19 protein-coding genes are annotated in these 24487 nt (G+C 67.0%); 11 read left to right on the forward strand and 8 right to left on the reverse strand.

All coding sequences use genetic code 11. The features are described 5' to 3' along the window. Positions 1-7 precede the first annotated feature (7 nt). The 9 genes from B1A74_RS00220 to B1A74_RS00260 all read left to right on the forward strand — a co-directional run bounded on the left by B1A74_RS00220 (position 8) and on the right by B1A74_RS00260 (position 12476). A complete protein-coding gene (locus B1A74_RS00220) occupies positions 8-1246 on the forward strand; it encodes a TIGR03087 family PEP-CTERM/XrtA system glycosyltransferase (protein ID WP_077243419.1) in 1239 nt (412 codons plus the stop codon). After that, positions 1243-2811 (forward strand): exosortase A, encoded by a 1569-nt coding sequence (gene xrtA / locus B1A74_RS00225; RefSeq protein WP_077243420.1) that lies wholly within the window; start codon positions 1243-1245, stop codon positions 2809-2811. Before B1A74_RS00220 ends, xrtA begins: the two co-directional genes overlap by 4 nt. Beyond that, the gene (locus tag B1A74_RS00230) at positions 2808-4001 is read left to right on the forward strand and encodes a TIGR03088 family PEP-CTERM/XrtA system glycosyltransferase (protein ID WP_077243421.1); all 1194 of its coding nucleotides are present in this window, start codon (positions 2808-2810) and stop codon (positions 3999-4001) included. Before xrtA ends, B1A74_RS00230 begins: the two co-directional genes overlap by 4 nt. A 2-nt stretch (positions 4002-4003) precedes the next feature. Next, positions 4004-5917 (forward strand): XrtA/PEP-CTERM system amidotransferase, encoded by a 1914-nt coding sequence (locus tag B1A74_RS00235; protein ID WP_077243422.1) that lies wholly within the window; start codon positions 4004-4006, stop codon positions 5915-5917. 13 nt (positions 5918-5930) lie between these two features. After that, entirely contained in the window at positions 5931-7301 is a 1371-nt protein-coding gene (locus tag B1A74_RS00240) for a phenylacetate--CoA ligase family protein (protein ID WP_018945782.1), read from the forward strand. Beyond that, positions 7298-8515, forward strand: a complete 1218-nt coding sequence (locus B1A74_RS00245) for a glycosyltransferase family 4 protein (RefSeq protein WP_077243423.1) — start codon at positions 7298-7300, stop codon at positions 8513-8515. Before B1A74_RS00240 ends, B1A74_RS00245 begins: the two co-directional genes overlap by 4 nt. Then, positions 8512-9729, forward strand: a complete 1218-nt coding sequence (locus tag B1A74_RS00250) for a glycosyltransferase (protein WP_077243424.1) — start codon at positions 8512-8514, stop codon at positions 9727-9729. Before B1A74_RS00245 ends, B1A74_RS00250 begins: the two co-directional genes overlap by 4 nt. A gap of 213 nt (positions 9730-9942) precedes the next feature. Then, entirely contained in the window at positions 9943-10419 is a 477-nt protein-coding gene (locus tag B1A74_RS00255; protein WP_077243425.1) for a PRC-barrel domain-containing protein, read from the forward strand. A 281-nt stretch (positions 10420-10700) separates the two neighbouring features. Next, positions 10701-12476, forward strand: coding sequence for a hypothetical protein (locus tag B1A74_RS00260; RefSeq protein WP_244269140.1), 1776 nt, complete (start codon positions 10701-10703; stop codon positions 12474-12476). Here the strand turns inward: B1A74_RS00260 and B1A74_RS00265 are convergent. The 4 genes from B1A74_RS00265 to B1A74_RS00280 all read right to left on the reverse strand — a co-directional run bounded on the left by B1A74_RS00265 (position 12439) and on the right by B1A74_RS00280 (position 17155). Beyond that, on the reverse strand, positions 12439-13089 hold the full coding sequence (locus B1A74_RS00265; protein WP_143592216.1) for a GNAT family N-acetyltransferase: 651 nt from the start codon (positions 13087-13089) through the stop codon (positions 12439-12441). The two genes, B1A74_RS00260 and B1A74_RS00265, sit on opposite strands and share 38 nt — an antisense overlap. 177 nt (positions 13090-13266) lie before the next feature. Next, the gene (locus B1A74_RS00270) at positions 13267-14283 is read right to left on the reverse strand and encodes a glycosyltransferase family 2 protein (RefSeq protein ID WP_077243426.1); all 1017 of its coding nucleotides are present in this window, start codon (positions 14281-14283) and stop codon (positions 13267-13269) included. Positions 14284-14321: 38 nt separating this feature from the next. After that, positions 14322-15527 carry a pyridoxal-dependent decarboxylase, exosortase A system-associated gene (locus B1A74_RS00275; RefSeq protein ID WP_099049978.1) on the reverse strand — a complete coding sequence of 402 codons (1206 nt, stop codon included), beginning with the start codon at positions 15525-15527 and terminating at the stop codon, positions 14322-14324. Between the two features lie 26 nt (positions 15528-15553). Next, a complete protein-coding gene (locus B1A74_RS00280) occupies positions 15554-17155 on the reverse strand; it encodes an acyl-CoA ligase (AMP-forming), exosortase A system-associated (protein WP_077243428.1) in 1602 nt (533 codons plus the stop codon). 690 nt (positions 17156-17845) lie between these two features. Between B1A74_RS00280 and B1A74_RS00285 the strand changes: the two genes are divergently transcribed. Both B1A74_RS00285 and B1A74_RS00290 read left to right on the forward strand, forming a co-directional pair. Then, a complete protein-coding gene (locus B1A74_RS00285) occupies positions 17846-18100 on the forward strand; it encodes an acyl carrier protein (RefSeq protein WP_077243429.1) in 255 nt (84 codons plus the stop codon). A gap of 7 nt (positions 18101-18107) precedes the next feature. Beyond that, positions 18108-18422, forward strand: a complete 315-nt coding sequence (locus B1A74_RS00290; RefSeq protein ID WP_341853160.1) for a CocE/NonD family hydrolase — start codon at positions 18108-18110, stop codon at positions 18420-18422. 104 nt (positions 18423-18526) lie between these two features. Here the strand turns inward: B1A74_RS00290 and B1A74_RS00295 are convergent, their stop codons facing one another. The 4 genes from B1A74_RS00295 to B1A74_RS00310 form a co-directional block, all read right to left on the reverse strand. Further along, positions 18527-19966 (reverse strand): chondroitinase-B domain-containing protein, encoded by a 1440-nt coding sequence (locus B1A74_RS00295; protein ID WP_208855967.1) that lies wholly within the window; start codon positions 19964-19966, stop codon positions 18527-18529. 100 nt (positions 19967-20066) lie between these two features. Beyond that, positions 20067-21053 carry a sugar-transfer associated ATP-grasp domain-containing protein gene (locus B1A74_RS00300; protein ID WP_208855968.1) on the reverse strand — a complete coding sequence of 329 codons (987 nt, stop codon included), beginning with the start codon at positions 21051-21053 and terminating at the stop codon, positions 20067-20069. Positions 21054-21163: 110 nt separating this feature from the next. Next, a complete protein-coding gene (locus B1A74_RS00305; protein WP_077243431.1) occupies positions 21164-22756 on the reverse strand; it encodes an asparagine synthetase B family protein in 1593 nt (530 codons plus the stop codon). 163 nt (positions 22757-22919) lie between these two features. Further along, a complete protein-coding gene (locus B1A74_RS00310) occupies positions 22920-24452 on the reverse strand; it encodes a lipopolysaccharide biosynthesis protein (protein WP_018945763.1) in 1533 nt (510 codons plus the stop codon). Positions 24453-24487: the final 35 nt, after the last annotated feature.

The following is a 24487-nucleotide window of genomic DNA, read 5'->3' on the forward strand; positions in this document are numbered from 1 at the left end:
TGCTCCTATGGATGATCTTCTGTATCTCGTGCACCGGATTCCGTGGCCGCCGAACAAGGGCGACAAGATCCGCTCGTATCACATCCTGCACTACCTCGTGCGGCACTACCGTGTGCACCTGGGAACGTTCATCGACGACCCGGCCGACCGGACGTACATCGGCGAGCTGGAGGCACTGTGCGCCAGTGTCTGCGTGCGTCCCCTGCCCGGTCGCCGCGCGCGGCTGCGGGCACTGCGCGGTTTTGCCACCGGCGAGGCGCTGACGCTGCCGTGGTACCGCGATCCCGCGCTCCAGCACTGGGTCGACCGTACCCTGGAGGCCCACCCTGTCGAACGTGCGCTGATCTTCTCCTCGGCAATGGGGCAATATGTCGACCACCGCCCGGGACTGACGCGGGTCACCGATTTCGTCGATGTCGACTCCGACAAGTGGACCCAGTATGCGCAGACCCGGCGCTGGCCGATGAATGCGGTCTACCGGCGCGAAGGCCGCAAGCTGCTGGACTACGAACGACGCCTCGCACGCAGCAGCGATGCCAGCCTGTTCGTATCTCCGGCCGAGGCCGAATCCTTCCGCAAACTCGCACCGGAACGTGCCGGCCGGGTGCACGCAATGAACAACGGTGTGGATACCGATTTCTTCGCCCCGGCCCGCATTCCCCCGCAAATCCCCTATGCACCCGATGCGCGGGCCCTGGTCTTCAGCGGGGCGATGGACTACTGGCCCAACGTCGATGCCGCGATCTGGTTCGCCCGCTCCGTGTTCCCGCGGATCCGCGAGACCGAACCGACCGCCGAGTTCCACATCGTCGGCAGCCGCCCCACACCCGCGGTGCAGGAACTCGGCGCCCTGCCGGGCGTCGAGGTCACCGGATTCGTAGAGGACATGCGACCGTGGATCGGCCATGCGGAACTGGCCGTGGCCCCCCTGCGGATTGCCCGCGGCATCCAGAACAAGGTGCTGGAGGCCATGGCCCTGGCGCGCACGGTAGTGGCTTCCCCCCAGGCCCTGGAGGGCCTGACCGCGGAGCGCGAGCATGAAGTGATCGAGGCCGACACCGATCCGGAGACCTTCGCCGCCGCCGTGTTGCGCGCACTGCACGACACGGGGGGCCACCGCGGCGCTTGCGCGCGAGCGCGGGTGGAGGCGGATTACAACTGGGGACGCAACCTCGCGATGCTCGACCGGCATCTGAACGCCTCCACTCACCCGTCGGTGGTCACCTCCGGCACGGAGACGGCATGAACGAGGCTCTCGCTTCCCGATGGCCCCTGCCGGCACCCGCCTGGCAGTGGCCACTGACCGCATTCGTGCTGGTGCTGGCCATCACCCTTGTGGTGTTTGCCCCGACCTGGCTCTCCATGGTGGAGACCTGGTCGCGCTCGGAGACCTTCACCCACGGGTTCCTGATCGTCCCGATCGTGCTGTTCCTGGTCTGGCTCAAGCGCAGCGAGCTGGCGACCGTGGTACCCCGACCGAATGCCCTGGCCGTGGCACCTGTCCTGTTGCTGGGCATGGCCTGGGTGATGGGCGACCTGGTGGATGTCTCCTCGGTACGCCAGTTCGCGGCCACCCTGATGATCCCGGCGGTGGTATGGCTGGTGCTGGGCAGCGCCGCGATCCGGGTGTTGATGTTTCCTCTCGCCTACCTGCTGTTCGCAGTGCCGTTCGGCGAGTTCCTGGTGCCGCCGCTGATGGACTTCACCGCCGATTTCACCGTCTACGCGGTGCAGTTGTCGGGTATCCCGATCTATCGAGACGGGTTGCAGTTCGAACTGCCCACCGGGAGCTGGTCGGTGGTCGAGGCCTGCTCCGGCGTGCGCTACCTGATCGCCTCGGTCGCGCTGGGGACGCTGTATGCGTACATCATGTACCGCAGCCTGTCGCGGCGTCTGCTCTTCATCGCCGTCGCCATTGTAGTGCCGATCATCGCCAACGGCCTGCGCGCCTACATGATCGTGATGATCGGCCACCTCAGCGGCATGGAGCATGCGGCCGGCGTGGATCACCTGATCTACGGCTGGATCTTCTTCGGCGTGGTGATCTTCCTGATGTTCTGGATCGGCGCCCTGTGGCGCGAAGACGAACCCCGGGCGGATACACCCTCGTCGCCCGCTCCGGTCGACACCGCCGGTGGCGCTACGGTAACGGCGGGCACCGCCTTGCTGTTCGCGATCACGCTGCTGGGGATCATCCTCGTCAGCGCCGGGCCGGCCTGGAGCCAGTGGATGAACGAGCGCGACCTAGGTGAGGTCGCGGGGCTGGGTGACGGCGCCATCGTCACCGACGACTGGCACGCGGTCTCCGCCGGCACCGAACCGGACCCCTGGCAACCGGGGTATCGCTTTGCCCGGGCCGAGCGTGGCGGCTGGGTCGCGGACAACGAGGGCGTCCCCGCCGTGGGCCTGCATGTCGCCTATTACCGCGAGCAGCACCGCCACGGCAGCATGGTGGGCTGGGACAACACCCTGGCCGGGCGAGAGCGCTCCGACTGGTCGCAGCAGCGCGCCGGATCGGTGACGGTAAACGACGGGCCGCGGGCGGAGCGCTTCCTGGTGCGCGGGCCCGAGCGGCAATTCGTGGTCTGGCGGCTTTACTGGGTCAACGGGACACTGACGACCCGGGCCCACGAGGTCAAGGCGCGCGAGGCGGTACATCGCCTGCTGGGCGGACGGGACGATGCCGCACTGGTCGCCTTTTATGCCGAATTCGACCAGGACCCCTCCGAGGTCGAAGCCAGCCTGCAGCGCTATGCCGAAGACGCGCTGCCGGCGGTCCTGGAACGGCTGGAACGGGTGCGGGCGCAGTGACGGAAACCACCCCCGCCCCGGCCCTGGCACGCGACGGTCGCGATACCCGGCCGCTGGTCGCGCATATCGTCTATCGCCTGGACGTGGGCGGGCTCGAGAACATCCTGATCGAACTCGTGCGCAATCTGCCCCGCGATGCCTTTCGCCACGTAATCATCTGCATCGCCGACTACACGGATTTCAGTGCCCGCCTGCCGGAGGGCGTCGAGATCTACGCCCTGCACAAGCGACCGGGGATCGGTCCGGGCATGTTCCTGCGCCTGTGGCGGCTGCTGTACCAGTTGCGCCCGGACATCGTCCACAGCTCCAACCTGGCCGCGCTGGAATGTCAGCCGACCGTTACGCTGGCCGGGGTGCCCGCAAGGGTGCATGCCGAACATGGCTGGGACATGGCAGACCTCGACGGCAGCAACCCCAAGTACCGCCGCCTGCGTCAGTGGCTGAGCCCATGGGTCCATCGCCACGTCACGGTTTCCGCGCACCTGGCCGACTACCTGACCACCACCGCGGGGATCCCCCGGACGCGGGTGCAGCACATCGTGAACGGCGTGGATACCCGGCGCTTCCGCCCGCACGACCACACGCAGCGCTCGCCGGACGCGCCGTTGGTGATCGGCACCGTGGGGCGGCTGTCGCCAGTCAAGGATCAAGCCACCCTGGTCGCGGCCTTTGCCGGTCTGCGCGAGCGGCTGCCCGAGCACTTTCCACGCCTGCGCCTGGTACTGCTGGGCGACGGCCCCGAGGCAGCACGTCTGCGCGAGCAGGTCGCGGCACTGGGGATCGAGGAGCAGACCTGGATGCCCGGCAACCGGACCGACATGCCGGAACAACTGCGGGCGATGGACCTGTTCGTCCTGCCTTCGCTGGCCGAGGGCATCCCGGTCACGGTCCTCGAGGCGATGGCCAGCGGCCTGCCGGTGGTCGCCTCGCGCGTCGGCGGGCTCCCGGAACTGGTCGAGGACGGCCGCACCGGCACGCTGCTGGAACCGGGCGATCCCGACGCCCTGTGCAGCACCCTGGCGGACTACGTCCGGGATCCCGGGCGCCTGCAACTCGAAGGCGCCCGGGCACGCGAACGGGCCGAAAGCACCTTTGGCCTGGGACGCATGGTGACGGCCTACGCCGAGCTCTACCGCTCCCTGTTGCCAGCTGCTCGCCGACCCCGCCACCCGTCCGCGGGAGGGGCCTGACCATGTGTGGTCTGGTCGGCATCCTCGCCGCGCAAGCCGATGTCACGCCCGGGCACGCGCTCCTGGAACGCATGAATGTCGTGCAGTTCCATCGCGGTCCGGACGACGATGGCCAGCACCAGGAACCCGGGATCGCCCTGGGACATCGGCGGCTGGCGATCATCGACCTTGCGGGTGGCCGCCAGCCGCTGGCCAACGCGGACGGCAGCGTACTGACCGTCTACAACGGCGAGATCTACAACTTCCCCGAGCTGATGCGGGAACTCCAGGCCTGCGGGCATCACTTCCGCACCCACTGCGACACCGAGGTGATCGTGCATGCCTGGGAGGAATGGGGCGAGGCCTGTGTCGAACACTTCCGCGGGATGTTCGCCTTCGCCATCTGGGACCGCAAGCGCCAGACCCTGTTTCTCGCCCGCGATCGCCTCGGCATCAAGCCGCTGCACTACGCCCGTCTGCCCGACGGGCGCTGGCTGTTCGCCTCCGAGATCAAGTCGCTGCTGACCTGTCCGGAGCTGCCGCGCGATCTCGACCCCAAAGCGGTGGAAGAATATTTCGCCTATGGCTACGTACCCGATCCGCGCAGCATCTTCGCCGCCATCCGCAAGCTGCCGCCGGGCCACACCCTGAGCCTGCAGCCCGGCACGGAAGACGCGCGACCGCGCCCGTACTGGGATCTCCAGTTCGCGGCCTCGAGTCCGGCCAGCACGCAGGCGGCACAGGACGAACTGCGGGCGCGGCTGCACGAGGCGGTGGACATCCGCATGGTCTCGGAGGTGCCACTGGGGGCCTTCCTGTCCGGCGGGGTGGATTCCAGCGCGGTGGTGGCCACCATGAGCCAGCTCTCGGAGGACCCGGTGAATGCCTGCTCCATCGGGTTCGGCGATCCCCGTTTCAACGAGAGCGATCATGCCCGTGCAGTGGCCGGGCGCGTCGGTGCCCGGCATTTCCTGGATCAGGTGGACGTCGACCGCATGCAGCTGATCGACCCCCTCGCCCAGCTGTATGACGAACCCTTTGCCGACAGCTCCGCGCTGCCGACCTACGAGCTTTCCCGCCTGACCCGGCAGCACGTCACCGTCGCGCTGTCCGGGGATGGCGGGGACGAGACCCTGACCGGGTATCGGCGTTACCGGGGGTTTCGCCAGGAGGAACGCCTGCGCGGCCTGCTGCCGGGCGGACTGCGCCGGCCGCTGTTTGGCACCCTGGCGGCACTGTACCCCAAGGCCGACTGGGCCCCGCGCGCGTTCCGCGCCAAGGCGACCTTTCAGGCGCTGGCCAGGGACGCGGTGGAGGGCTATCTGCGCAGCGTGACCGTGGTCGACGATGCCAGCCGTGCCCGGCTCTTTTCCCCGCGCTTTCGCCGCGAGCTCCAGGGCTACGCGGCCAGCGAGGTGCTGCACGCGCACGCCGCCCGTGCCCCGCGCGAGGAACCGCTGGATTTCGTCCAGTACCTGGACCTGAAGACCTGGCTGCCGGGCGACATCCTGACCAAGGTCGATCGCGCCAGCATGGCGCACGGTCTGGAGGTGCGGGTGCCGATCCTCGATCACCCGTTCGTCGAATGGGCGGCGACCCTGCCGGCCAACCTGCGCCTGCATCAGGGCGAGGGCAAGTACCTGCTCAAGCGTGCGTTCGAGCAGGACCTGCCGCACGACGTGCTGTACCGGCGCAAGCAGGGCTTCGTCATGCCGATCGCCGACTGGTTCCGCGGCCCGTTGCGCGACACCCTGCGCCAGGCGGTGCTGGGCGAGCGGCTGGCCGATTCCGGCTGGTTCAACCCCGAACGCCTGCGCCAGCTGGTGGACGAGCACCAGAGCGGACGCTCCGACCACTCGCGCCCGCTGTGGGCCCTGCTGATGTTCGAATCCTTCCTGCGCCAGCGAGTCGACGTACCCGCCGAGCGCATCGCGTGAGGAGCCATGCCCCATGAACGACTCCGCCCGCCCTGCACGTCTTCTGCCACAGCCCGACTGGCCGCTGCGCATGCCGCAGCCACTGGCAAGACACCTGCTGTGGCCGGTCCACGAGCAGTTACGCGGGCGCGAGACGGCCGCTCATCTGCGGAGCTTGCGCCAGGGCGAGCAGGCCGGCGCGGCAGCAGTGTCGCGCGAACACAGGATCAGACTGCAGGCCCTGCTCGAGCATTGCACCTGCCACGTTCCGTACTACCGCGAGATCCTGGCGGGGGCTTCCCCGGAGCTCGCCGCGTTCCCGGTGCTGGAGCGCGACACGGTGCGCGAGCGCGGGCGCGATCTGCTGGCCGACAACGCCGCCGGCCCGTTGCTGCCCTCCAGCACCGGCGGCTCCACCGGGCGGCCGCTGGTGTTCTGGTCGGACCGGGTCAAGGAGGCACGCCACAACGCACAGAAGCTGCGCTTTCGCGGCTGGTTCGGCATCCGGCCGGGCGATCGCCAGGTGGATTTCTGGGGCTCGCCAATCGAGCTGGGCAAGGCCTCGCGCCTGCGCGTGATCAAGGATCGCTACTTCCTCAACCAGGTGGTGCTGTCGGCGCACGAGCTGACGCCGGAGCGCCTGGAGGCCTATGCGCGCTTCCTCGGGCGCTTCCGGCCACGACTCGTCTACGGCTACCCCACCGTGATCCTGCGCGTGGCCCGGACGCTGGAGGCGAACCCGGGACTGGCACGCGGCTGGCGCCCACGGGTGGTGGTCTGCACCTCGGAGATGCTTTACCCGCAGGTACGCGAACAGATCGCGAGCATCCTGCAATGTCCCGTGGCCAACGAATACGGCTCGCGCGATGGCGGCCTGGTCGCGCACGAGTGCCGGCACGGGCGCCTGCATATCGCCACCGAACATGTGCATGTGGAGGTCGACCAGCCGGATGCCGACGGCATCGGGGATCTGCTGATCACCAATCTGGATGGCTACAGCATGCCCTTCGTGCGCTACCGAGTGGGCGATCGCGGGCGCCTGGGCGATGGCACGGACTGCCCGTGTGGCTCGCCGCTGCCGACGCTGGACCGCCTGGAGGGACGACGCAACGACTTCCTGGTCGGGGCCGCCGGGCGCCGGGTGCACGGTTCGGCCGCCAACTACGTCATGCGCGACATGCCGCAGGTCGCGCAGTACCGGCTGGTGCAGCGCGCGGATCTGAGCCTGGATATCGAGGTGATCGCCAGCGGCCCCTGGGGCGCGGACGAAACCCGGGCCGTGACGCGGGGCATGCAGGGCATCCTGCATGCCGAGGTACCGGTGCGGCTGCAGCTGGTGGATCACATCGCCCCCTCCCCCTCCGGGAAGTACCGCTGGGTCGAGAGCGAGGCCCTGGAATCATGAAGATCCTCTACCACCATCGCACCCGCGGCGAGGACGCCCAGGGCGTTCACATCCGTGCGCTGTGCGATGCGTTTCGCGAGCTGGGCCACGAGGTCCACATGGTGGCGCCGCTGCAGCGGCGTCTGCCGGAACACACGGACGACGACGATATCCCGCCGGCCCCGGCGGCGAAATCCTCCGACGACGGAGATGCACGCCCCACGCTGGGAGGCGTGCCCATCCCCTTCTGGGTCTACGAGCTGCTGTCGCTGGCCTACAACGGCCCGGCGATGGTCCTGCTGCTGGTGGCAGTCCTGCGTCACCGGCCGGATTTCATCTACGAACGCTACAGCCTGTTCAGCTTCGCCGGTCGTCTGGTGGCGTGGCTGACCCGCCGCCCCCTGGTGCTGGAGGTGAATGCCCCGCTCAGCCTCGAACTGCAGACCCACGGCGACCTGGTCTTCCGCCGCCTGGCCCAGTGGCTCGAGGACTGGCTTTGCCGCCGCGCCAACCGGACCATCGTGGTCACTCGGGCCATGGCGGATATCTTCGCCGCGCGCGGCGTGCCGCGGGAACGCCTGCTGGTAATGCCCAACGGCGTCGACGGGGCGCACTTCCATCCCGGCGTGGAGGGCTCGACGGTGCGCGCACACTACGGCCTGCAGCGGGCCCGGGTGGTCGGCTTCGTCGGCTGGATCCGCCCCTGGCACGGGGTCGACGGGCTGATCCATGCCGTGGCCGGCCTGCGCGCCCGCCACCCGGATCTGCACCTGCTGATCGTCGGCGACGGTCCGGCCGTTCCGGCGCTGCGCCAGCAGGTCGAACAGGCCGGGCTGGAGGCCTGCGTGCATTTCACCGGGCCGGTCGAGCGCGCCGCGATCCCGGCCCATATCGCCGCCCTGGATATCGCCGTGCAACCGGACGTGACCGACTATGCCTCCCCGATCAAGCTGTTCGAATACCTGGCCCTGGGGCGCGCCGTGGTCGCCCCGGACAAGCCGAACATCCGCGAGGTCGTGCAACACGAAAACGGCGCCCTGCTGTTCCCGCCGCGCGACTGGGATGCGCTGGCGGAACAGCTGCACCGCCTGCTGGCGGACGATGCCTGGCGGAAACAACTGGGCGATCAGGCCGCCGCACTGGTGGAGTCGCAGGGCTGTACCTGGCAGGCCAACGCCCGGCACGTGATCGAGAGCGTGCGGCAGGCGGCCCCCTCGGTCGGGGTTGCCACATGAAGCTGCTGGTGCTGTCGCGGGTGTTCCCCAACGCGGTGCAGCCGACCTATGGCGTATTCGTGCGCGAGCGCATGTTCCGCGTCGCCGAACACATCCCGCTGGTGGTGGTCGCCCCGGTCGCCTGGTTCCCCGGACAGGGGCTGATCCGCCGGTTCTGGAAGCCGCACTTTCGTCCGCCCATCCCGCGTCACGAGGTGCAGGACGGGATCGATGTGTACCACCCCCGCTTCCTGTGCATCCCCGGCATCATGAAATGGACCGACGCGCCGTTCCTGGCCCTCGGCATCCTGCCGCTGGTGCGCCGCCTGAAGCGCGAACAGGGCATTACCGCCATCGACAGCCACTTCATCTACCCCGACGGCGTCACCGCCTGGCTGCTGGGCCGCTGGCTCGGTCTCCCGTGGACCATCACCCTGCGCGGCACCCTGCTGCGGATCTCGCGCACGCGTGCCTGCCGCTGGCTCGCCCTGCGTGCGATGCACGGCGCCGCCAGGGTATTTTCCGTGTCGGATGACCTGCGCCGCCTCGCCCTGGAGATGGGCATCCCGCCCCACCAGGTCGAGGTGATGCCCAACGGCATCAATCTCGAGCACTTCCGCCCCGAGGATCGCGAGGCCTGCCGGCGAGCACTGGGCCTGCCGCAGGCGGCGAAGATCATGATCACCGTAGGCGGCCTGAACGAGCGCAAGGGTTTCCACCGCGTGATCGAGCAGATGCCCGCCCTGCTCCAGCGACACCCGGACCTGCACTATCTGTGCGTGGGCGGCGGCGGTCCGGACGGCAACGAGCTGGCCTGGCTGCAGGGGCTGGCGGAGGAGAAAGGGGTGAGCGAACGGGTGCATTTCACCGGCGCGGTCGCCCCGGAACGCCTGCGCGATTACTACTCCGCCGCCGACCTGTTCGTGCTCGCCACCCGTTTCGAGGGCTGGGCCAACGTGTTCCTGGAAGCCGCCGCCTGCGGCCTGCCGACAGTGACCACCCGCGTCGGCGGCAACGCCGAGGTGATTCACGCCGACTGGCTCGGCCGCCTGGTCGAACTGGGCGACGGCGATGCCCTGCGCGACGCGATCGCCGACGCCCTGGAGGCCCGGTGGGACCACGAAGCGATCATCGCCTACGCCCGCGAGAACCGCTGGGAGATGCGCATCCCGACGCTCGTGCGTCGCCTTCACGAGGCCACCCACGCCGAGCGTCAGGGTTCCACCGATCTATAAAACGGCCCCTCGCCCTTCCGCCTCTTTCTGCAGGCTGGATCACGTTCCAGGCCATCAAGGCCGCATACGTACCCCCTTTGTGTCTCACCGTACGGAGCCCCTGCGCCGCAACTCCCAGAATCCTCTACGCGTTCATCTCCTCGGGCGAACCGGCCCGCGGCATGAACGCGGCGATTCATCCGGTACGAACACCGATCTTGAGAGGAAACAATCATGAAGACCTTTACCAAACTGAAACTGACCGCCGCCATCGTTCCCGTCCTTGCCCTGGGCATGGGCGGCAGCGCTTTCGCCGGCGAACACAACGATGAAGGACCGGATCACGGGGCCATGAACGGACCCGAAGCCGGCATGGATGAACCGGGTGCCCGGGGGGCCGATCACGCGAGTGCGCCCCATTTTGACCGCGCCCCGGAGGGCGCGCAGCATGCCGGCGACATTATCGGTGCGAACATCCACAGTCGCAGCGACGACACGGACATCGGCGAAGTCAGCGACCTCGTGATCGACCGGGACGGGAACATCGTCGCGGTCATCGTTGGCACCGGCGGAGTCCTGGGCCTCGGCGAAAAAGACATCGCCCTCTCCTGGGACCGCGTCAGCCACGAAATGGACGGCGATGACATCAAGCTCTACGTCGACATGGACGAAGAAACCCTGCAGGACGCACCCGAGTACGAACGCAACTAAAACACCCGAACCCGAAACCGCAAGGGACAGGGTTCAAAAATACGGGGCATGGTTCGCTGGCGCACATACGGAGGCCCGTTCTCCGGGTAGCGTCAGGGACATGCTCCCTCCGAGCATTCCGGATCTGCATCACACTCCCAGGTTGGCCTTCTCTCTCGTCAAGGCCAGTTGCGATTCCGGATTCAGCCTGCCTGCAGCCAATGCGGGCGGGCTGTTTTTTTCGGCAGGCCCGCGGGGGGCTGTGCTTGCGGTGGTGTCCGACCACAAGGGACTATGAGGTCATGTCGCGGACAACTTATGCAGCCTCTTCGGCAGACGAGCGTGCGCGTCTGCGATCGCTTGCCGGCGGTGTCACCGGGGCGCTGGAAGCCCTTGTGACATCCGATGGTGTCCTGCATGACCCCTGTGCCGACCGCTCCACACCCACCGACCACTATGGCGCGGTGCTGGCGGCCCTGGCCCTGACCCATCATGACCGGAACGAAACAGCCCATGTCCTGCTGCGACAGTGGTCCGCACTCCCCGCAGCGCAGCGCGGACACGAACCGTTCAACCGGCTCGGGCTGGGGCTGCTGGCCGGGACGCTGGAGCAAACGACGGAATCCGACCGGGTGGCCGCGGCACGCACCCAATGTCCGCTGGCCCGCGGGTACCCGTCAAACAACTGGAGCCTGCTGGCGCAGGCCCTGCGGGTGCGTGAGGCGAGCCCGGATCGGCTTCCGCGCGAACAGCACCGGTTGCGCAGTCAGGTGCGGGCATGGACCACCCGGGCGGGGGGGTTCATCGATTTCCCGCGGCATCCCGACCCGCAACGGGGCATCGCCACGCCGGTGGCCTACCATCTGAAATTTCTCCTGTGCCTGCATCTTGCGCTGGGGCGGGCGCCGGATGCCGAACTGGAAACCGCACTGATGCGCGGCCTGGACTGGCTGGGGTTGTTTCTGACCGACTCCGGCTATTGTGGCGGGCTCGGGCGCAGCAACCATGCCCTGTTCGGCGATGCCTGCCTGCTGACGGTGCTGCACGGACTGCTGCTGCGTCCGGGGGCGCTGCGGCCGGACACGGCAACCGAGGTCCTGCAGGTCGCCCGCAACCTCCGCCAGCGCCTCGAACGCCAGCAGCGCGACGACGGCCTGCTGTGGCTGACGCCGGGCGGAGGCTGTGGCGAGGCCGCCGGCTGGGATGGCTACATGTACCTGACGGTGTACAACGCCTGGTTCGCGGGGTTGCTGTCCGCAACCCTGGCCGGCCATCCCTGGCTTTCGGGCACCGGCCTGCCCGACTGGTCGCCGGCCTGGAACCCGGGGCCCGGAGTAACCGAAGACGCCGAGGCGGGGCTGCTGCGCTATCGCGGCGCACGCGTGGATGCCCGGATCTCTACCCGTGGCCAGGCCGTCCAGGGGTTCGGACGCGCGGTCGCCGATCTGCGCCAGGCGGCCCTGTGCCCCTTCCATGTGGAGGTGGACGGTCGCCCGGTGGTCGCACCACCGGTCCGGATGGCGGCGTCGCACCTTCAGGATGAACCGGCGGTGGCTGGCTGGACCCCGATGGTGGAGTCCGCTGGCGGGCTCTTCGGCCTCACCCGGCTGGATGTCCTCTCGGTAGAGCCGACGGATTCGGGGGTCACCCTCACTGGCTCCGGAGCGCCGGTGCGCCTGACGCGGGCGCCGGAACGCACAACCCTCGACCGCCTGCAGGCGACCCTGGACTGGCGGCTGTTCGGCGGGCGGCTGGGCCGCCGGCAGGCCCTTCGCCCCGCAACCCTGGCGGACCACCGGTGGCAGGCACAACTGACCATCGACGACCAGGAGGCCACCCTGCACTATCGGCTGCAGTTGCAGCCGACCTCCGCGGACGTACCTGCACGCTGGCTGAACCCGCACGGGATCCGCCGTCTGGCGGGCGACAGCGAACCATCCGGCGACGTGCACCTGTCCACCCTGGGACCCGCCGAATGTCGGGCCGATCCCCCGGCCCTGTGGCCCGCCGCGGGCACAACCCGCAAATGGCAGCTACGCCTCACCCCGTCGGATGCTGCCGCCTCAGTCTTTCCCTGACTGTGCGCGCAGTTGAGAACGAGCCCGGCGGGCCGCCTGCCGCCCGTGGCGCAGGAGCACGTGTCGGATGCATTGCGGTGCCTTCACAGCCCTTCCAGCCCGCAGTCTCGATATCGCCGTGCTGATCCACCGCATGAGCGACGGCCTCCGGGTCGGCAACCCGCTCGAGGCGCTCGTTGAAACCGTCCTGCTGAAGGCGTTTGGCATACCGCCGCAGATTCGACCGGAGCTTGCGCGGACGGGTGTTGAAGTACTCCTCGAAAGATCCCTCGTTGGCTACCGCCATGGTGGTGCAATGCTGCAGCAATTCGGCTCTGCCGCCGTCCTCGGACAGCTTGCAAAAGGCGGGGTCCAGCAACGTGAGGTCCAGCTGCAACACGAAGCCCGGCAGGGCCTTCATCAATTCGCTCACGGCCCTGGTTGTGTCGACCCGCTCATGATCCAGCATGATCGGGCCAAGGGGTGCCTGGCTGGGCTGGAACAGTTGCCACCGCTGCCGGAACACACGAACATGGCGGCCCCGGGCCCGGCGGCCGTCCAGGGGCTGCGCCAGTACCGGGAAGGCGAGCGATTCCGGCAGGTCGTGGAGCTGAGCCGGTGTCGCGAGATCCATTCGCGGGATCACCTCCCGGGACCGCACCGGCGGCTCGACGGGCCGCACGCCGGCCCCGCGGACCGCTACCCCATGCGCCACCAGGCAGCGTGCCACTGGCACCACAACCCGTGGTGCATTACCGATCAGCAATGTCGGCGCGCGCGAGTGAGGACCGGAGGACAGTGGCATGGGCGGTCACCGGCGGCCGGGAGGCCAGAGACTGCGCATGACTGAAACCCCGATGTAGGCCCATGTGCGCCACGCCAGGGGTTGGTTCCGAAACGCGTACCCGAAAGCGCCGAGGGCGATTCGGGGGTCTCCGGACCAGAAATGCTTGTAGCCAAAACGGAAGCTGAGCCCGGCGAGCCGTTCGCGCAACTGCGTTGCGGTTACCGTGGACCCGTCCGGACCCGCACGGCCCCAGCGGGCCAGGGCGCGCTGGAGGATCTCGAGCTCGAAATTGCGCGCGCGGGGGGTATGGGTGGAATTGTCCGCATGCTGGCGGTAAAGAGCGAGGATGCGGTCGATGCGCAATATCCGGGTTTCCCGGGAGGCCCGCAGCCAGTAGTCGTAGTCCTGGCCCAGCCGGAGTGTTTCGTCGAACTCCCCCATCCGGTCGATCAGTTCCCGCCGCATCACGACCGTGGAGGTCCATACCCACGCGGGCCTGAGCAGCAGGAGGTGATAGATCCACCCGGCCGGCCGGAACGGGATCTCGCCGGAGGCGGGGCTTTCGGGCGTAGCTTCCTGTTGCCAGGCTGCATCACTTTCGCTTTCGGGAAACCAGTGCGCACCCCGGGTGCAGACCAGGGCCACATCGGGATTCTCGTCCAGGACCCGCTTCTGCAGTGCCAGCTTCCCCGGCAACCACACGTCATCCCCGTCGAGGAACGCCACCACCGGCGCCCGCGCATGCCGCATCCCCACATTACGGGCCGCGCCGGGCCCCGAGCGAGGCCGGGCCGTGGACAGCAGACGGACCCGGTCATCGTAGGTGCGGGCCCGCTCCGCGGTGTTGTCGGTGGAGCCGTCGTCTACCACCAGCACCTCTACACTCACGCCCTCCTGAGCGAGGATGCTGTCCAGGGCATCAGCGAGAAACGCCGCGCAGTTGAAGGCGGGTACCACCACGGAGAAATCCGGGGTGGCCCGGTCATCACGGGGGCGCCCCTGTTGCTCCGGCATCGCGGCTTCCCCGGCCGGCGAAGTCATCCGATATCCCTCCGGCTGATGTACTTCGAGGCCATCGCTCAAACCAGCAACTCAGCGGCCATCGGCTGACCGAGAAAGCCCACCGGACTCGCCGACAGGCCATACGCGCCGGACTGGAAGACGGCAATGAGATCGCCCGGTTCCGCTGCAGGCACATCAATCTGTTCGGCCAGAATATCCAGCGGAGTGCAGAGCGGGCCGACGATCGAAGCCTTCCCGGTTTCGGCCTCGGTCATGCGCGTGGCAACCGCGACCGGATAATTCTTCCGGATCACCTGCCCCAGGTTCCCCGACGCCGCCAGGTGGTGATGCATGCCGCCGTCCGTCACCAGGTAGACCCGGCCCCGGGAAACCTTGCGATCAATGACGCGCGCCACATAGACCCCCGCCTCGCCCACCAGATAGCGGCCCAGCTCCAGCACCACCCGGGCATCGCCCAGCCGTCGGGCACAGGTCTCGACATGCCCGGCCAGGTGATCGGTCACCACGTTCAGGTCCAGCGGCCGGTCATTGGGGAAATAGGGGATACCCAGGCCACCGCCAACGTTCAGCAGCTTGACCGGGCCTGGCGCCTGCTCCGCCAGACGGTAGGCGAGTTCGAAGATGCCGTCCTGAGCCGCGGTCAGTGCCTCGGTGCTCAGGTTCTGCGAGCCGGCAAAGATCTGAAAGCCCTGGAACGACAACCCGTAATCGCCAATGCGCTGCAACAGCTCGGGGACCTGTTCGGCATCCACACCGAACGGACGGGACCCCCCGCCCATGCGCATGCCCGAGGACTTCAATTCGAAATCGGGATTGACCCGCACGGCCACACGGGCCGGCTGGCCCGCCGCCTCGGCCAGGCGATGGACGCGTTCCATCTCGCCGAAGGATTCCAGGTTGATCACGATGCCGGCCTGCAATGCCGCCGCAAGCTCCCCGTCGCGCTTGCCGGGCCCGGCGAAACTGATATCGCCCGGCGAGGTACCGGTATTCAGGGCCAGCTCGAGTTCCGCGGCCGAGGCCACATCGAGGCCATCAACACGCTCCGCCATGTACTCCACGACGGCGGGCATCGGATTGGCCTTCACGGCGTAGTGCAGGTGCACGGCGCGGGGCAGGCAGCCACGCAGCTCCGCCAGGCGGGCGTCCAGCATCCCGCGGTCATAGGCGTAAAAGGGCGTGCCGCCGGCCTCCCGGGCCAGTTCGGTGACGGGCCTGCCACCCAGCGCCAGACAGCCGTCGACGAGCCGGAATTGCTTCATGCAGGGGAGTTCCGTGACGTGTGGCGTCATGCTGGATCCTCGGTGAAGGCGTCCCGGTAGAAGGTGCGCAGCCCTGCACGGTCGATCTTGCCGTTGGAATTGCGGGGCAGGGCCTCGGCCCGGACGATGAATCGGGACGGGACCATGAAGGCCGGCAGGGCCGCACGACACGCGGCCGTCAGTGACTCAACAGGCGGCTCGCGGCCCGGTTCTCCGGCGACGACCACGACGATCTCCTCGCCCAGTCGCTCATGTGGCAGACCGAACGCCACCGCCTCGCGCACCCCCTCCATCCCGTCGAACACCTCCTCGATCTCCCGGGGGCTGACGCGGTAACCGGAAGTCTTGATCATCTCGTCCCGGCGCCCGACGAAATACAAAAACCCGTCTTCGTCGCGTCGCACCGTGTCGCCCGACCACACGGCCCGTTCCGGAAGGCCCAGCTCCGGACGCTGCCCGGGCACCGGGCGAAAGCGCCGGGCCGTCGCTTCCGGCGCATTCCAGTACCCCAGGCTCACCAGTGGCCCCCGATGAACCAGTTCACCGGGTTCACCGGGGGCGCACGGCTCACCATCCGCGCGTACCACCATCACCTCGGCATTCGGGATGGCCTTGCCCATGGAGGTCGGGCGCGCGTCGATTTCCTCCGGCGGCAGATAGGTCGAGCGGAATGCCTCTGTCAGCCCGTACATCAGATAGGGCGCTGCATTCGGCAACTGCTCGCGCAGGGCGGTCAGGGTAGTCAGGGGCATCGCGCCCCCCGAATTGGTGAAATAGCGGAGACTCCGGCGCGCGCCCTCGGACCACTCCAGACCCGCGAGCTCAACCCACAGGGGAGGCACCGCAGCCAGCCCGGTAATCGAGTGCCTTTCGACCGCCCGCACCACGTCACGCGGCATCAGGTAGTTGAGCAGAACGGCTTCGGCCCCTACCCGGAACGCGGTGGTCAGCTGGCTGAGGCCATAATCGAAGCTGAGGGGCAGTACGCTGAGGATCCGGTCCGCGGCCGTGTTTTCCAGGTACTCGCTGACGCTCCTGGCACCCGCCACCATGTTCCGATGCGACAGTACGACCCCCTTGGGCCGCCCGGTGCTGCCCGAGGTATACAGGATCGCGGCCATGTCCGACTCGATCCGCCGGACCGGCGCCGGCGGAGCCTCCCTGTCCGTTGACGACGAATCCCAGGCGAACAGACGCATCCCCGGGGGAACGATGTCGTCCGTATCCGGCCCCGTGTCCGCCGTGTAGACCTGTTGCAGATCGGGACACCCGTTCAGGAACTCCGCCAGCGGTCCAAGCCTGCCGCGCGAGGTGACCAGGGCCATTGCACCGGCATCCTGCAGGATGTGCGCGACCTGGTGCGGCTTGAGAGTCGGATTGACCGGCACCGCCACGCCGCCGGCCGCCATGGCTGCAAACAACGCGACGACCGTCTCCGGCCTCTTGTCCAGGAACACGGCAACGCGATCATTCGGCTGTACACCGTTGCGCCTCAACGCGGCTGCCTGCCGCATCACGTCACCGGACAGTTCCCGATACGAGCGCTGCTGATCTCCGTGCGTCAACGCGGGGGCATCCGGACGCCGCCGCGCGGAGGCCAGGATCAGTTCGTGCAGCAGATGGGCCATTACCGCCGACGCTCCTCGCCATACACCCTTTTGCCACGGCCGAGATTCCTCGTCTCCACCCCGTGCCGGCTGCGCTGCAGACCCCTCATGACTGCTGGCTCCTTGCGCGTCCCTTCATGACCCGTACGAGATTGAGCGGCAACAACATATACGTCGGCAGATCCCACGCCGCATGCCGCCTCAGGACGCCTCAGGACGCCCCGGTCGACACGAACACGCTGACGCAGGTTATGCACCAGCACGGCTGCAAACTCTTTCCGCTTTCTTCCGATGCTGGTCCGCACCGTCTCCTGCTGATTTTCCGAGAGCCGGAATCGCCTCTGCCATTTCTTTCTCAGGATCAGCTCGTAATGCACCCGGTTCAGAACCTTCTCTCCTCCCCACTGAATGGACGACATGTAGATGTTGACCCCCTCACCGTAGAACACCTGAAAGCACGGGACGATACATACGACTTTCTCGTGCTTTTCCCAACAATGCAAATCTCGGTGCAAGCTCGCGCTGACCCCCCGTATTTTTCTTGACTTGGCACAGCACTCGATATCGGAGACACTGCACTCACCCCCCCGGCCAACCATTTTGTAAAAAAAACTGACACTCGGATGCGAACTCAATCAGAGCGTTCTTATAAGTCCTCAACCCTTGTTGATATACAATGTCTCCGAATCAAACCGGCAAACGGAATCGAACATGTCCAGCATTGAACAGGTGAAGACAATCATCGACTCCACACTGGAGCTTGGCGGACGCGCACGGGCCTTCGGCCGGGAGACTCCTTTGCTGGGGGACATCCCCGAACTGGACTCCATGGCTGTCGTAAATCTCATGACCACCATGGAAGAGCAGTTCGACATCGTCGTGGAGGACGATGAAGTGAGCGCCGAGACCTTCGCGACGCTGGGCGATCTGGTGGATTTCGTCGATTTCAAGCTCGCTGCCGCCTGAGCCCGTCATGCTGGCTGGATTCCGTTCCGGAACCGCGGGACCGGTCTTTGAGGTCCTGCACCCTCCGGGGGTCACGCCCTGCAGAGGAACGGTGCTTTATGTGCAACCCTTTGCCGAGGAGATGAACAAGTCCCGGCGGATGGCGGCTTTGCAGGCGCGGCAACTGGCCGGCCAGGGATTTGCCGTGCTGATGCCGGACCCCTATGGCTGCGGCGACAGTGGGGGTGACTTCTCCAACGCGCGCGGGAATATCTGGCGGCAGGACCTGGTGCAAGGCGTTCACTGGCTCCGGCAGACCTATCCCGGCCCGCTGGCTTTGTAGGGGCTGCGGACGGGCTGCCTGCTCGTCAGCGACGTCTTCCAGCGCAGGGTGCCGGAGGTGCGTCATTTCGCTATCTGCTGATCGGTGTCCACGCTCGCGCTCGATCACAGATCCGTGAACAGGCGACCATGCCGGCGTTCCAGTTCGTCGGGCAGGTGGCAGGTGCCGGCGGAATACTGAATCGCCCCCACGTCCGCGCGCCCTTCCCGTGGCTGCCCGCAGAAGTCGTGGTCGACCTCGGGTGGCGCCGACCCCGCGCCCAGGGGCCGGGCATCCATGTCTTCCAGCCGCAGGTCGCCGAATTCGGGCGCCAGCAGCCAGCGCTCCACCGGGCGGGAGTGCTGCCCCAGGAAACTCCCGCGCACCTGGTTCAGGCTTGCTTCGATGAAGTCCTGCGTCCAGCGAACGGCCCCCTCGCTGATCCAGCTCGGGTAGAGCACGTGATAGTCGGAGATGCGATGCGTCAAATGATCCCGCAGCCCGGGGATATACGACGCCTTGTCGAACCACCCCGTCTCGATGTTGCCGGTTTTCTCCAGTTCGGCATCGTCGCGTGCCCAGACTGTCCCGGTCATCAGGTTGTCCACCACCCGGGCGCGCGTCTCCGGGAACCGGCCCTGGATCCCGTAGGCGTTGAACACCGTGTTGTTCGCCACCAGCGCATCGCGCCCGCGATTCACATAGATCCCCGGCTCGTCCGGGCAGTTGAGGATGATGTTGTTGGTCATGCGGCTGTCGAGGGTCTCCGGACAGGTCTCGCAATCCCCGATCCTGCGCCGGTCCAGGACCCCGGGGCTGGTGCCACCCCCGCCCAGCGACAGGCCGATGCGCCGTTCGCCCGTATGGCGCCATTCGCAGATCACCAGGTTGCGATCGAACAGGGCATCGGCCGCCCCGCCCTTCACGAACCCGGGCGAGCCGTGGCGTCCGCGTTGCCCCTGTGCCATGTCCGCAATGAAGTTCTCCTCGATCCGCCAGCCCTGCCCGCCGACGATGTCGATGGCAACCACCGGCCAGCGCGTAGTGTGGATCCCATCATTCACGAACACGTTGCGCCGGACATGCACATTGTCCGGAAAGCGCCGCGGGTCGCCTTCGCCATTGGCCTTGATCGCCGCGTGAAAGTTACGAAAACGGTTTCCCTCGATCACCGCATGGTCGGCCCGCCGCACGATATGCAGGGCATGGTTGCCGCTACCCTCCCCCTGGAAGTCCAGACCCCGGATCTCCCAGTGCGGAGCGAACAGCTTGAAGGCGGTGGTCCGGCTGGAGTGGATGACCGCCGTCCCGGGGGTGCCCGCCCGGATCACGATGGGCTCCGACTCGGTTCCGTCCGCGCGCAGGTTGAGCCGCTCGCCAAGCCGGTAGTCACCCGGGCGCAGTTCGATGACATCGCCGGCCTCGGCCTGGGTTACGGCGCGGGCCAGCCCATCGGCATCTTCCACCACGCGCGGTTCGGCCATGAGGGCCAGAGGCAAACCGGCGAGCACCCATACCAGGAGCCGGAAACCCCGCTGCAACGTTTCCTGATTCAGCCACATCATCTCGGTTCACCTCCCGTGCGGGCCCGATCCCGGCGGACCTCCCGCATCACCCCTGGCCTGCCCGGATAATGCACCCGCTTTACGTTTGCGATTTTCATGTTCAAAACACAGGCCCCGGGCGATTCCACCGTCTCCCGAAACGGGAACGGCGAAGATGGTTCAGCAGGACGGCGAACACCGCCGCGGGAAGCCTGCGAAGCTGGTCCGGAAATTCGAGGTCATAGGTTTTGAGTCTCTCGCGCACCGGATCCGTCAGATAGCCATCCGAATGAATCTGCACGGACTCCAGGCCCCAGTTGGCGTTGCCCTCGACCAACACCGGCCCCTCGGGGGTTACCACAATGTCCCAGCCCACGGACGGGGTGCCGGAGAAATTGGCGGCCACCCTCCTGGACAACTCGACGCAATCCTCCCAGTACGGGACCCGGGTTCCCGTAAAATGGACTTTCGAATCGGGGTGGACCTGGTACCAACGGCTCCCGGAGGTGGGACAGGACACTCCCTGACCCATGCGTCCGGTATCCGGATCGACATGAACGGACAGACTTCCCTTGTACCAGTTGTCTGCCATCGATCCGGCCGTGCCCAGCCGCAGGATGGAAAAATCAACGGTGATCGTGCCCGAGGTGTCATGAAAGGTGACGATCCGAACGCAGTTAATGCAGCTTGAATTGATCTTCTGCAGGTCGGCGTGCTGCTGCAGCCGCTGTTGTACAATCCAGCCGTCGTAACGGGTTCCATAGTAACGCCTGGTCGTGTTTCCCAGGCGCTCGAGGAATGCCCCCAGGTTGTCCACGGTTCCGCAAAATCGATGGATCTGCTCACCCTGCTGCCCCCCCCTGGGCTTGAAGATCCAGTCGACCTCGCCCCCGGGAGGGGCGAGCCCCACGAAATCTCTTTCCGTGGTCAGCGCTTCCTCGCTGACGGTCCGGCCGAAGACCGGATGGTAGAGACCCAGAGTTTCGGGCGTGGGGATGCCTAGGCCCGCGAAAACGAAATGGCTCAGCCATTTGTCTTCCAGAATGTGCTTCTGGCCACCCTGATTGACATGCGTTCGATACAGGCGATGAAGCTGGCGGTGGTTCATGAACCGCACACATGCCTCCGGAGTCCGGTCACCGAGCCGGTAGAGCTCATACTCCGAACTCTTGAAGCCACTGCCCAGGACTCGCATCTTGTGCAGTCTGGCCCGTGGGTTCATGGGAGGACCCCCTGGTGGTATCCGGTCGAGGGGGTCGCGCTCGCTTCCGGCACTGCCGTTGCGGCCTGCCTCGACTGCCGGGTCGCGGACTCCAGACGCGAGGCCGTCAGCATGCCCCCCAGGCAGTCGATCCGCTGCGGGCCCATGTTCCGCGGTGTGCGCAGCACATCTTCGGGGGAATCGGTCGCGAGGATCGCGCGCAGCCATTCGGAACCGGAGAGTGTTCCCCGCGCAGTGGCACGAAAAAGGGGGTCATGCCGCGCCAGCCGGGCGAAATTGCCTTCCGGCGGCTGGAAAAACTGCCGGCCCGGCCAGACCCGGTTCAGGAACGGGCGGAGCTGGCGCACCGTGGCCTTGCCGAGCGAACGTGGACGCGGACTCAGCAGCGGCAGCCCGGTCTTGTCATATGGGATGCCCGCCAGTTCGGGGCTGAGCCGCTGGATGATCCGCCGGTAAAGCCACGAGCCCTTGCGCAGTTGCCAGGGCAGGGCCAGAGCAAAGTCCATCAGCGCGTGGTCGAGCGCCGGGGTGCGCACATCCAGATAGTTCTGATTCAGGCGGACGATGTTGTAGACCAGGCGTCGGCTGCGGTTCTCCAGATAGTGTCGCTGACTGGCCTCCAGGCCGGTGTCACCGGCGGGGAAGTCCTCGCGTATGCATTCCTCGACCCGACGCACTTGCGGGCTGTCGGGGCCAAAACCCAGGGCCGCAGCGTTGTAGCGAAGGCGCGCCAGATGTCCCTGGATCTGCTGTTCCCGCGATTGCTCGCACAGAAACGTGGCCTTGAACAGCAGATCCTGCAGGAACCCGTCGACCGTGGCGCGTGACCCGGTGGCGGCAAGTCTTCGCGCCGTCCCGACCAGACGCCAGTGGCCGATATTGAAGTCGCCGGGGCCCAGGTCGGGGTTGAAACCAGGCGCATGGCGCATGTCGTCGGCCGAATCGAAACGTTCGATCGGGCGGCGGAGATGACGCCCGATCCGGCGGGCATAGGGCCATTCCACATTGGCCAGGTCGTGGCAATGAAAGAGCCGTGCGCACAAGGCCAGGTCCGGATGTAACGCCAGATTGCAGCGCGAGTCCAGACCGGCGGTCACCGGCATGGCCACCGTCTCCGGATCGAGGTCCGCCGCGTGCCGGACATGGGCCTGCCGGAGCCGTTCGGTGGCGGCTTCCAGCCACGGCTCGACCGACCCCGGGTCGCCGACCTCCGGGACGGGCGGCAGCCAGTAGCGATCACATACCGGGTCGGCCCCGGTGCCCGGGATACGGCAGCGGCTGGCCGGGGGCAACAGGTGCACATCCCGCAGCAGGGTGCGGCTGCCCCATGGGTGATCCAGGAAGATCGTGGTCAGCACCGCCGCCGGGTCGGGTTCGACCGCTCCCGGCAGGAGCCGGGCGACGTCGGCAAGACGGGTGGCGAAATAGAAGGTCCTGCCGCGGACGGCCCAGTGGACCGGGATGGTCCCGAGGCGGTCCGTAATGATCTCCATGCCGGCGGGCGTCCAGCGCAGCTCCAGCCACGAGCCGTCGCGCCGCGCGGGATCGGATGGCTGGTCCTGGATCAGGTGGCGTTCCCCGATCACCACGCCCGTCGGGTCCCTGCGAACGGTGCAGGAAGGGTGACCCGGCTCGTACTGCAGGTGAAAACCCGGCCCCGTTTCCCAACACCAGCCGGCGGGTACCGCCGGAGCCGTTTCAGCGGCTCCGGGTCCAAAAGTGCCGCGCAGTTTCAACATGATGATGCCCCCATTACGACACCTCTCCGAAGTGGGATTGATTGCCGGACAGTCGACACGCCCAGCGTCGGTTCAGGACATTCCGGTCCACGGCCATCTGAAGGGCACGCATTTCGGGTCCTTCCGGCCGCCCGGATGCAAACCAGAGCCCTGCCAGCACAAGGGCATACGTGAGCCCCCCGAGAGGGATCAGCAACAGCAGATGCAGGGCGGCGATGGCGGAACTGGTGACGCCCGGGAGTGCGGCGACGGTGCCCAGCAAGGTCGCCAGCATCACCAGCGAAGCCAGCACCGGGCGCCAGATCACAGCGAAGAAATCCCTGCTCGGCATCCGGAGGAAATGCGAAACCAGCATCACGCCGAAAGGCATCAGGGCGCTGGAGGCGAAGACCTTCGACCACACGGCGATTTCCAGCCCGTGACCGGCCCACAACAGGTACGCCATCAGAGGCAGCGTCAACAGGACATCGGCCAGGATGAAAATGCCGACCCAGTACGGCTTGTTGAGGGCCATGAACAGTGAAAAACGATTGCCATGCAGGATCCGCGTGGCACCCAGAATGGCCAGCACCTGGATCAGTGGGATGGTCACCAGCCAGTTCTCGCCCAGAAGAAGCCATACCATGGGTTCGGCCACGCCCACCATGCCGAGCGCTGCGGGGACGGTAACCAGGGTCACCAGGCCCTGGGCCAGCAGATAGCCCCGGCGCAGGCGCGGCAAGTCGTGCGCCACCTTTGCAAAGCCGGGGAACACGGCCCGCATGATCGGCGCATAAAGCTCCGAGGACGGGAGTTTTGCGATATCCGATGCGACCCGGTAGGCACCGAGACCATCCGCCCCCACGAGACGGCCGACAATCCAGTCCGGCCCCCTGCCCTGCGCGTACATGGCCACGTTGTTGAACGTGACCCAGGCGGAAAATCCGATCAGGTCCCGCCAGCCGGACAAGTCCGAACGCGGCCGGAACGGGTGCATCGCGTAGCTCAGGCTCAACCCCACGAACGCCGACGTCAGGGAGCCGAGGACCAGTGCCCAGTAGCTCTGAAGGTAGAACCCCATGGCAATGGTCACGGCCACCGCCGACGCCTTCTTGCCGAAGCCGAACAGGAATTCCTTGCGGAACGTGAGCTCCTTGCGGAAGGCGACGATGCCGATGTTCTCGAACCCGTGCATGAACGAGATGGCGGCAAAGGCGTAGACAATCATCTCCACCCGGGCATCATCAAAGAACACCGCCGCATGCGGCGCCGCCAGCACCAGCGCCAGCGCACCCATTGACTGGTACACCAGCTTGATGGTCCAGGCCGTGTCGTAATGCCGCCGTTCCGCCTTCTGGTCGCGGATCAGGGCCAGATCCAGCCCGAAGGCACCGACCATCTCGATCAGGGCGTACAGGGCGAAGGCCATCGCCACCAGGCCGAAGTCCTCCGGCACCAGCAGCCGCGCGAGGATCACCGTACTGATCAGGCCCATGAAGCGCTGGAAGGTGCGCAGGCCCATCATCCAGGCGGCACCACCCGCCACCTTGTCGCCGAGGTCCTTCATGACCTGTCCCGTCCGGTTCTTGTCACGGGAAACAT

It is taken from the genome of Thioalkalivibrio halophilus, from assembly GCF_001995255.1.
Taxonomy (GTDB): domain Bacteria; phylum Pseudomonadota; class Gammaproteobacteria; order Ectothiorhodospirales; family Ectothiorhodospiraceae; genus Thioalkalivibrio; species Thioalkalivibrio halophilus.

Coding starts and splice junctions, on each gene's coding strand:
- B1A74_RS00220 (WP_077243419.1), top strand. CDS start 8: ATGGATGATCTTCTGTATCTCGTGCACCGGATTCCGTGGCCGCCGAAC.
- xrtA (WP_077243420.1), top strand. CDS start 1,243: ATGAACGAGGCTCTCGCTTCCCGATGGCCCCTGCCGGCACCCGCCTGG.
- B1A74_RS00235 (WP_077243422.1), top strand. CDS start 4,004: ATGTGTGGTCTGGTCGGCATCCTCGCCGCGCAAGCCGATGTCACGCCC.
- B1A74_RS00240 (WP_018945782.1), top strand. CDS start 5,931: ATGAACGACTCCGCCCGCCCTGCACGTCTTCTGCCACAGCCCGACTGG.
- B1A74_RS00245 (WP_077243423.1), top strand. CDS start 7,298: ATGAAGATCCTCTACCACCATCGCACCCGCGGCGAGGACGCCCAGGGC.
- B1A74_RS00250 (WP_077243424.1), top strand. CDS start 8,512: ATGAAGCTGCTGGTGCTGTCGCGGGTGTTCCCCAACGCGGTGCAGCCG.
- B1A74_RS00255 (WP_077243425.1), top strand. CDS start 9,943: ATGAAGACCTTTACCAAACTGAAACTGACCGCCGCCATCGTTCCCGTC.
- B1A74_RS00260 (WP_244269140.1), top strand. CDS start 10,701: ATGTCGCGGACAACTTATGCAGCCTCTTCGGCAGACGAGCGTGCGCGT.
- B1A74_RS00265 (WP_143592216.1), bottom strand. CDS start 13,089: ATGGATCTCGCGACACCGGCTCAGCTCCACGACCTGCCGGAATCGCTC.
- B1A74_RS00270 (WP_077243426.1), bottom strand. CDS start 14,283: ATGACTTCGCCGGCCGGGGAAGCCGCGATGCCGGAGCAACAGGGGCGC.
- B1A74_RS00275 (WP_099049978.1), bottom strand. CDS start 15,527: ATGAAGCAATTCCGGCTCGTCGACGGCTGTCTGGCGCTGGGTGGCAGG.
- B1A74_RS00280 (WP_077243428.1), bottom strand. CDS start 17,155: ATGGCCCATCTGCTGCACGAACTGATCCTGGCCTCCGCGCGGCGGCGT.
- B1A74_RS00285 (WP_077243429.1), top strand. CDS start 17,846: ATGTCCAGCATTGAACAGGTGAAGACAATCATCGACTCCACACTGGAG.
- B1A74_RS00290 (WP_341853160.1), top strand. CDS start 18,108: ATGCTGGCTGGATTCCGTTCCGGAACCGCGGGACCGGTCTTTGAGGTC.
- B1A74_RS00295 (WP_208855967.1), bottom strand. CDS start 19,966: ATGATGTGGCTGAATCAGGAAACGTTGCAGCGGGGTTTCCGGCTCCTG.
- B1A74_RS00300 (WP_208855968.1), bottom strand. CDS start 21,053: ATGAACCACCGCCAGCTTCATCGCCTGTATCGAACGCATGTCAATCAG.
- B1A74_RS00310 (WP_018945763.1), bottom strand. CDS start 24,452: ATGAAGGACCTCGGCGACAAGGTGGCGGGTGGTGCCGCCTGGATGATG.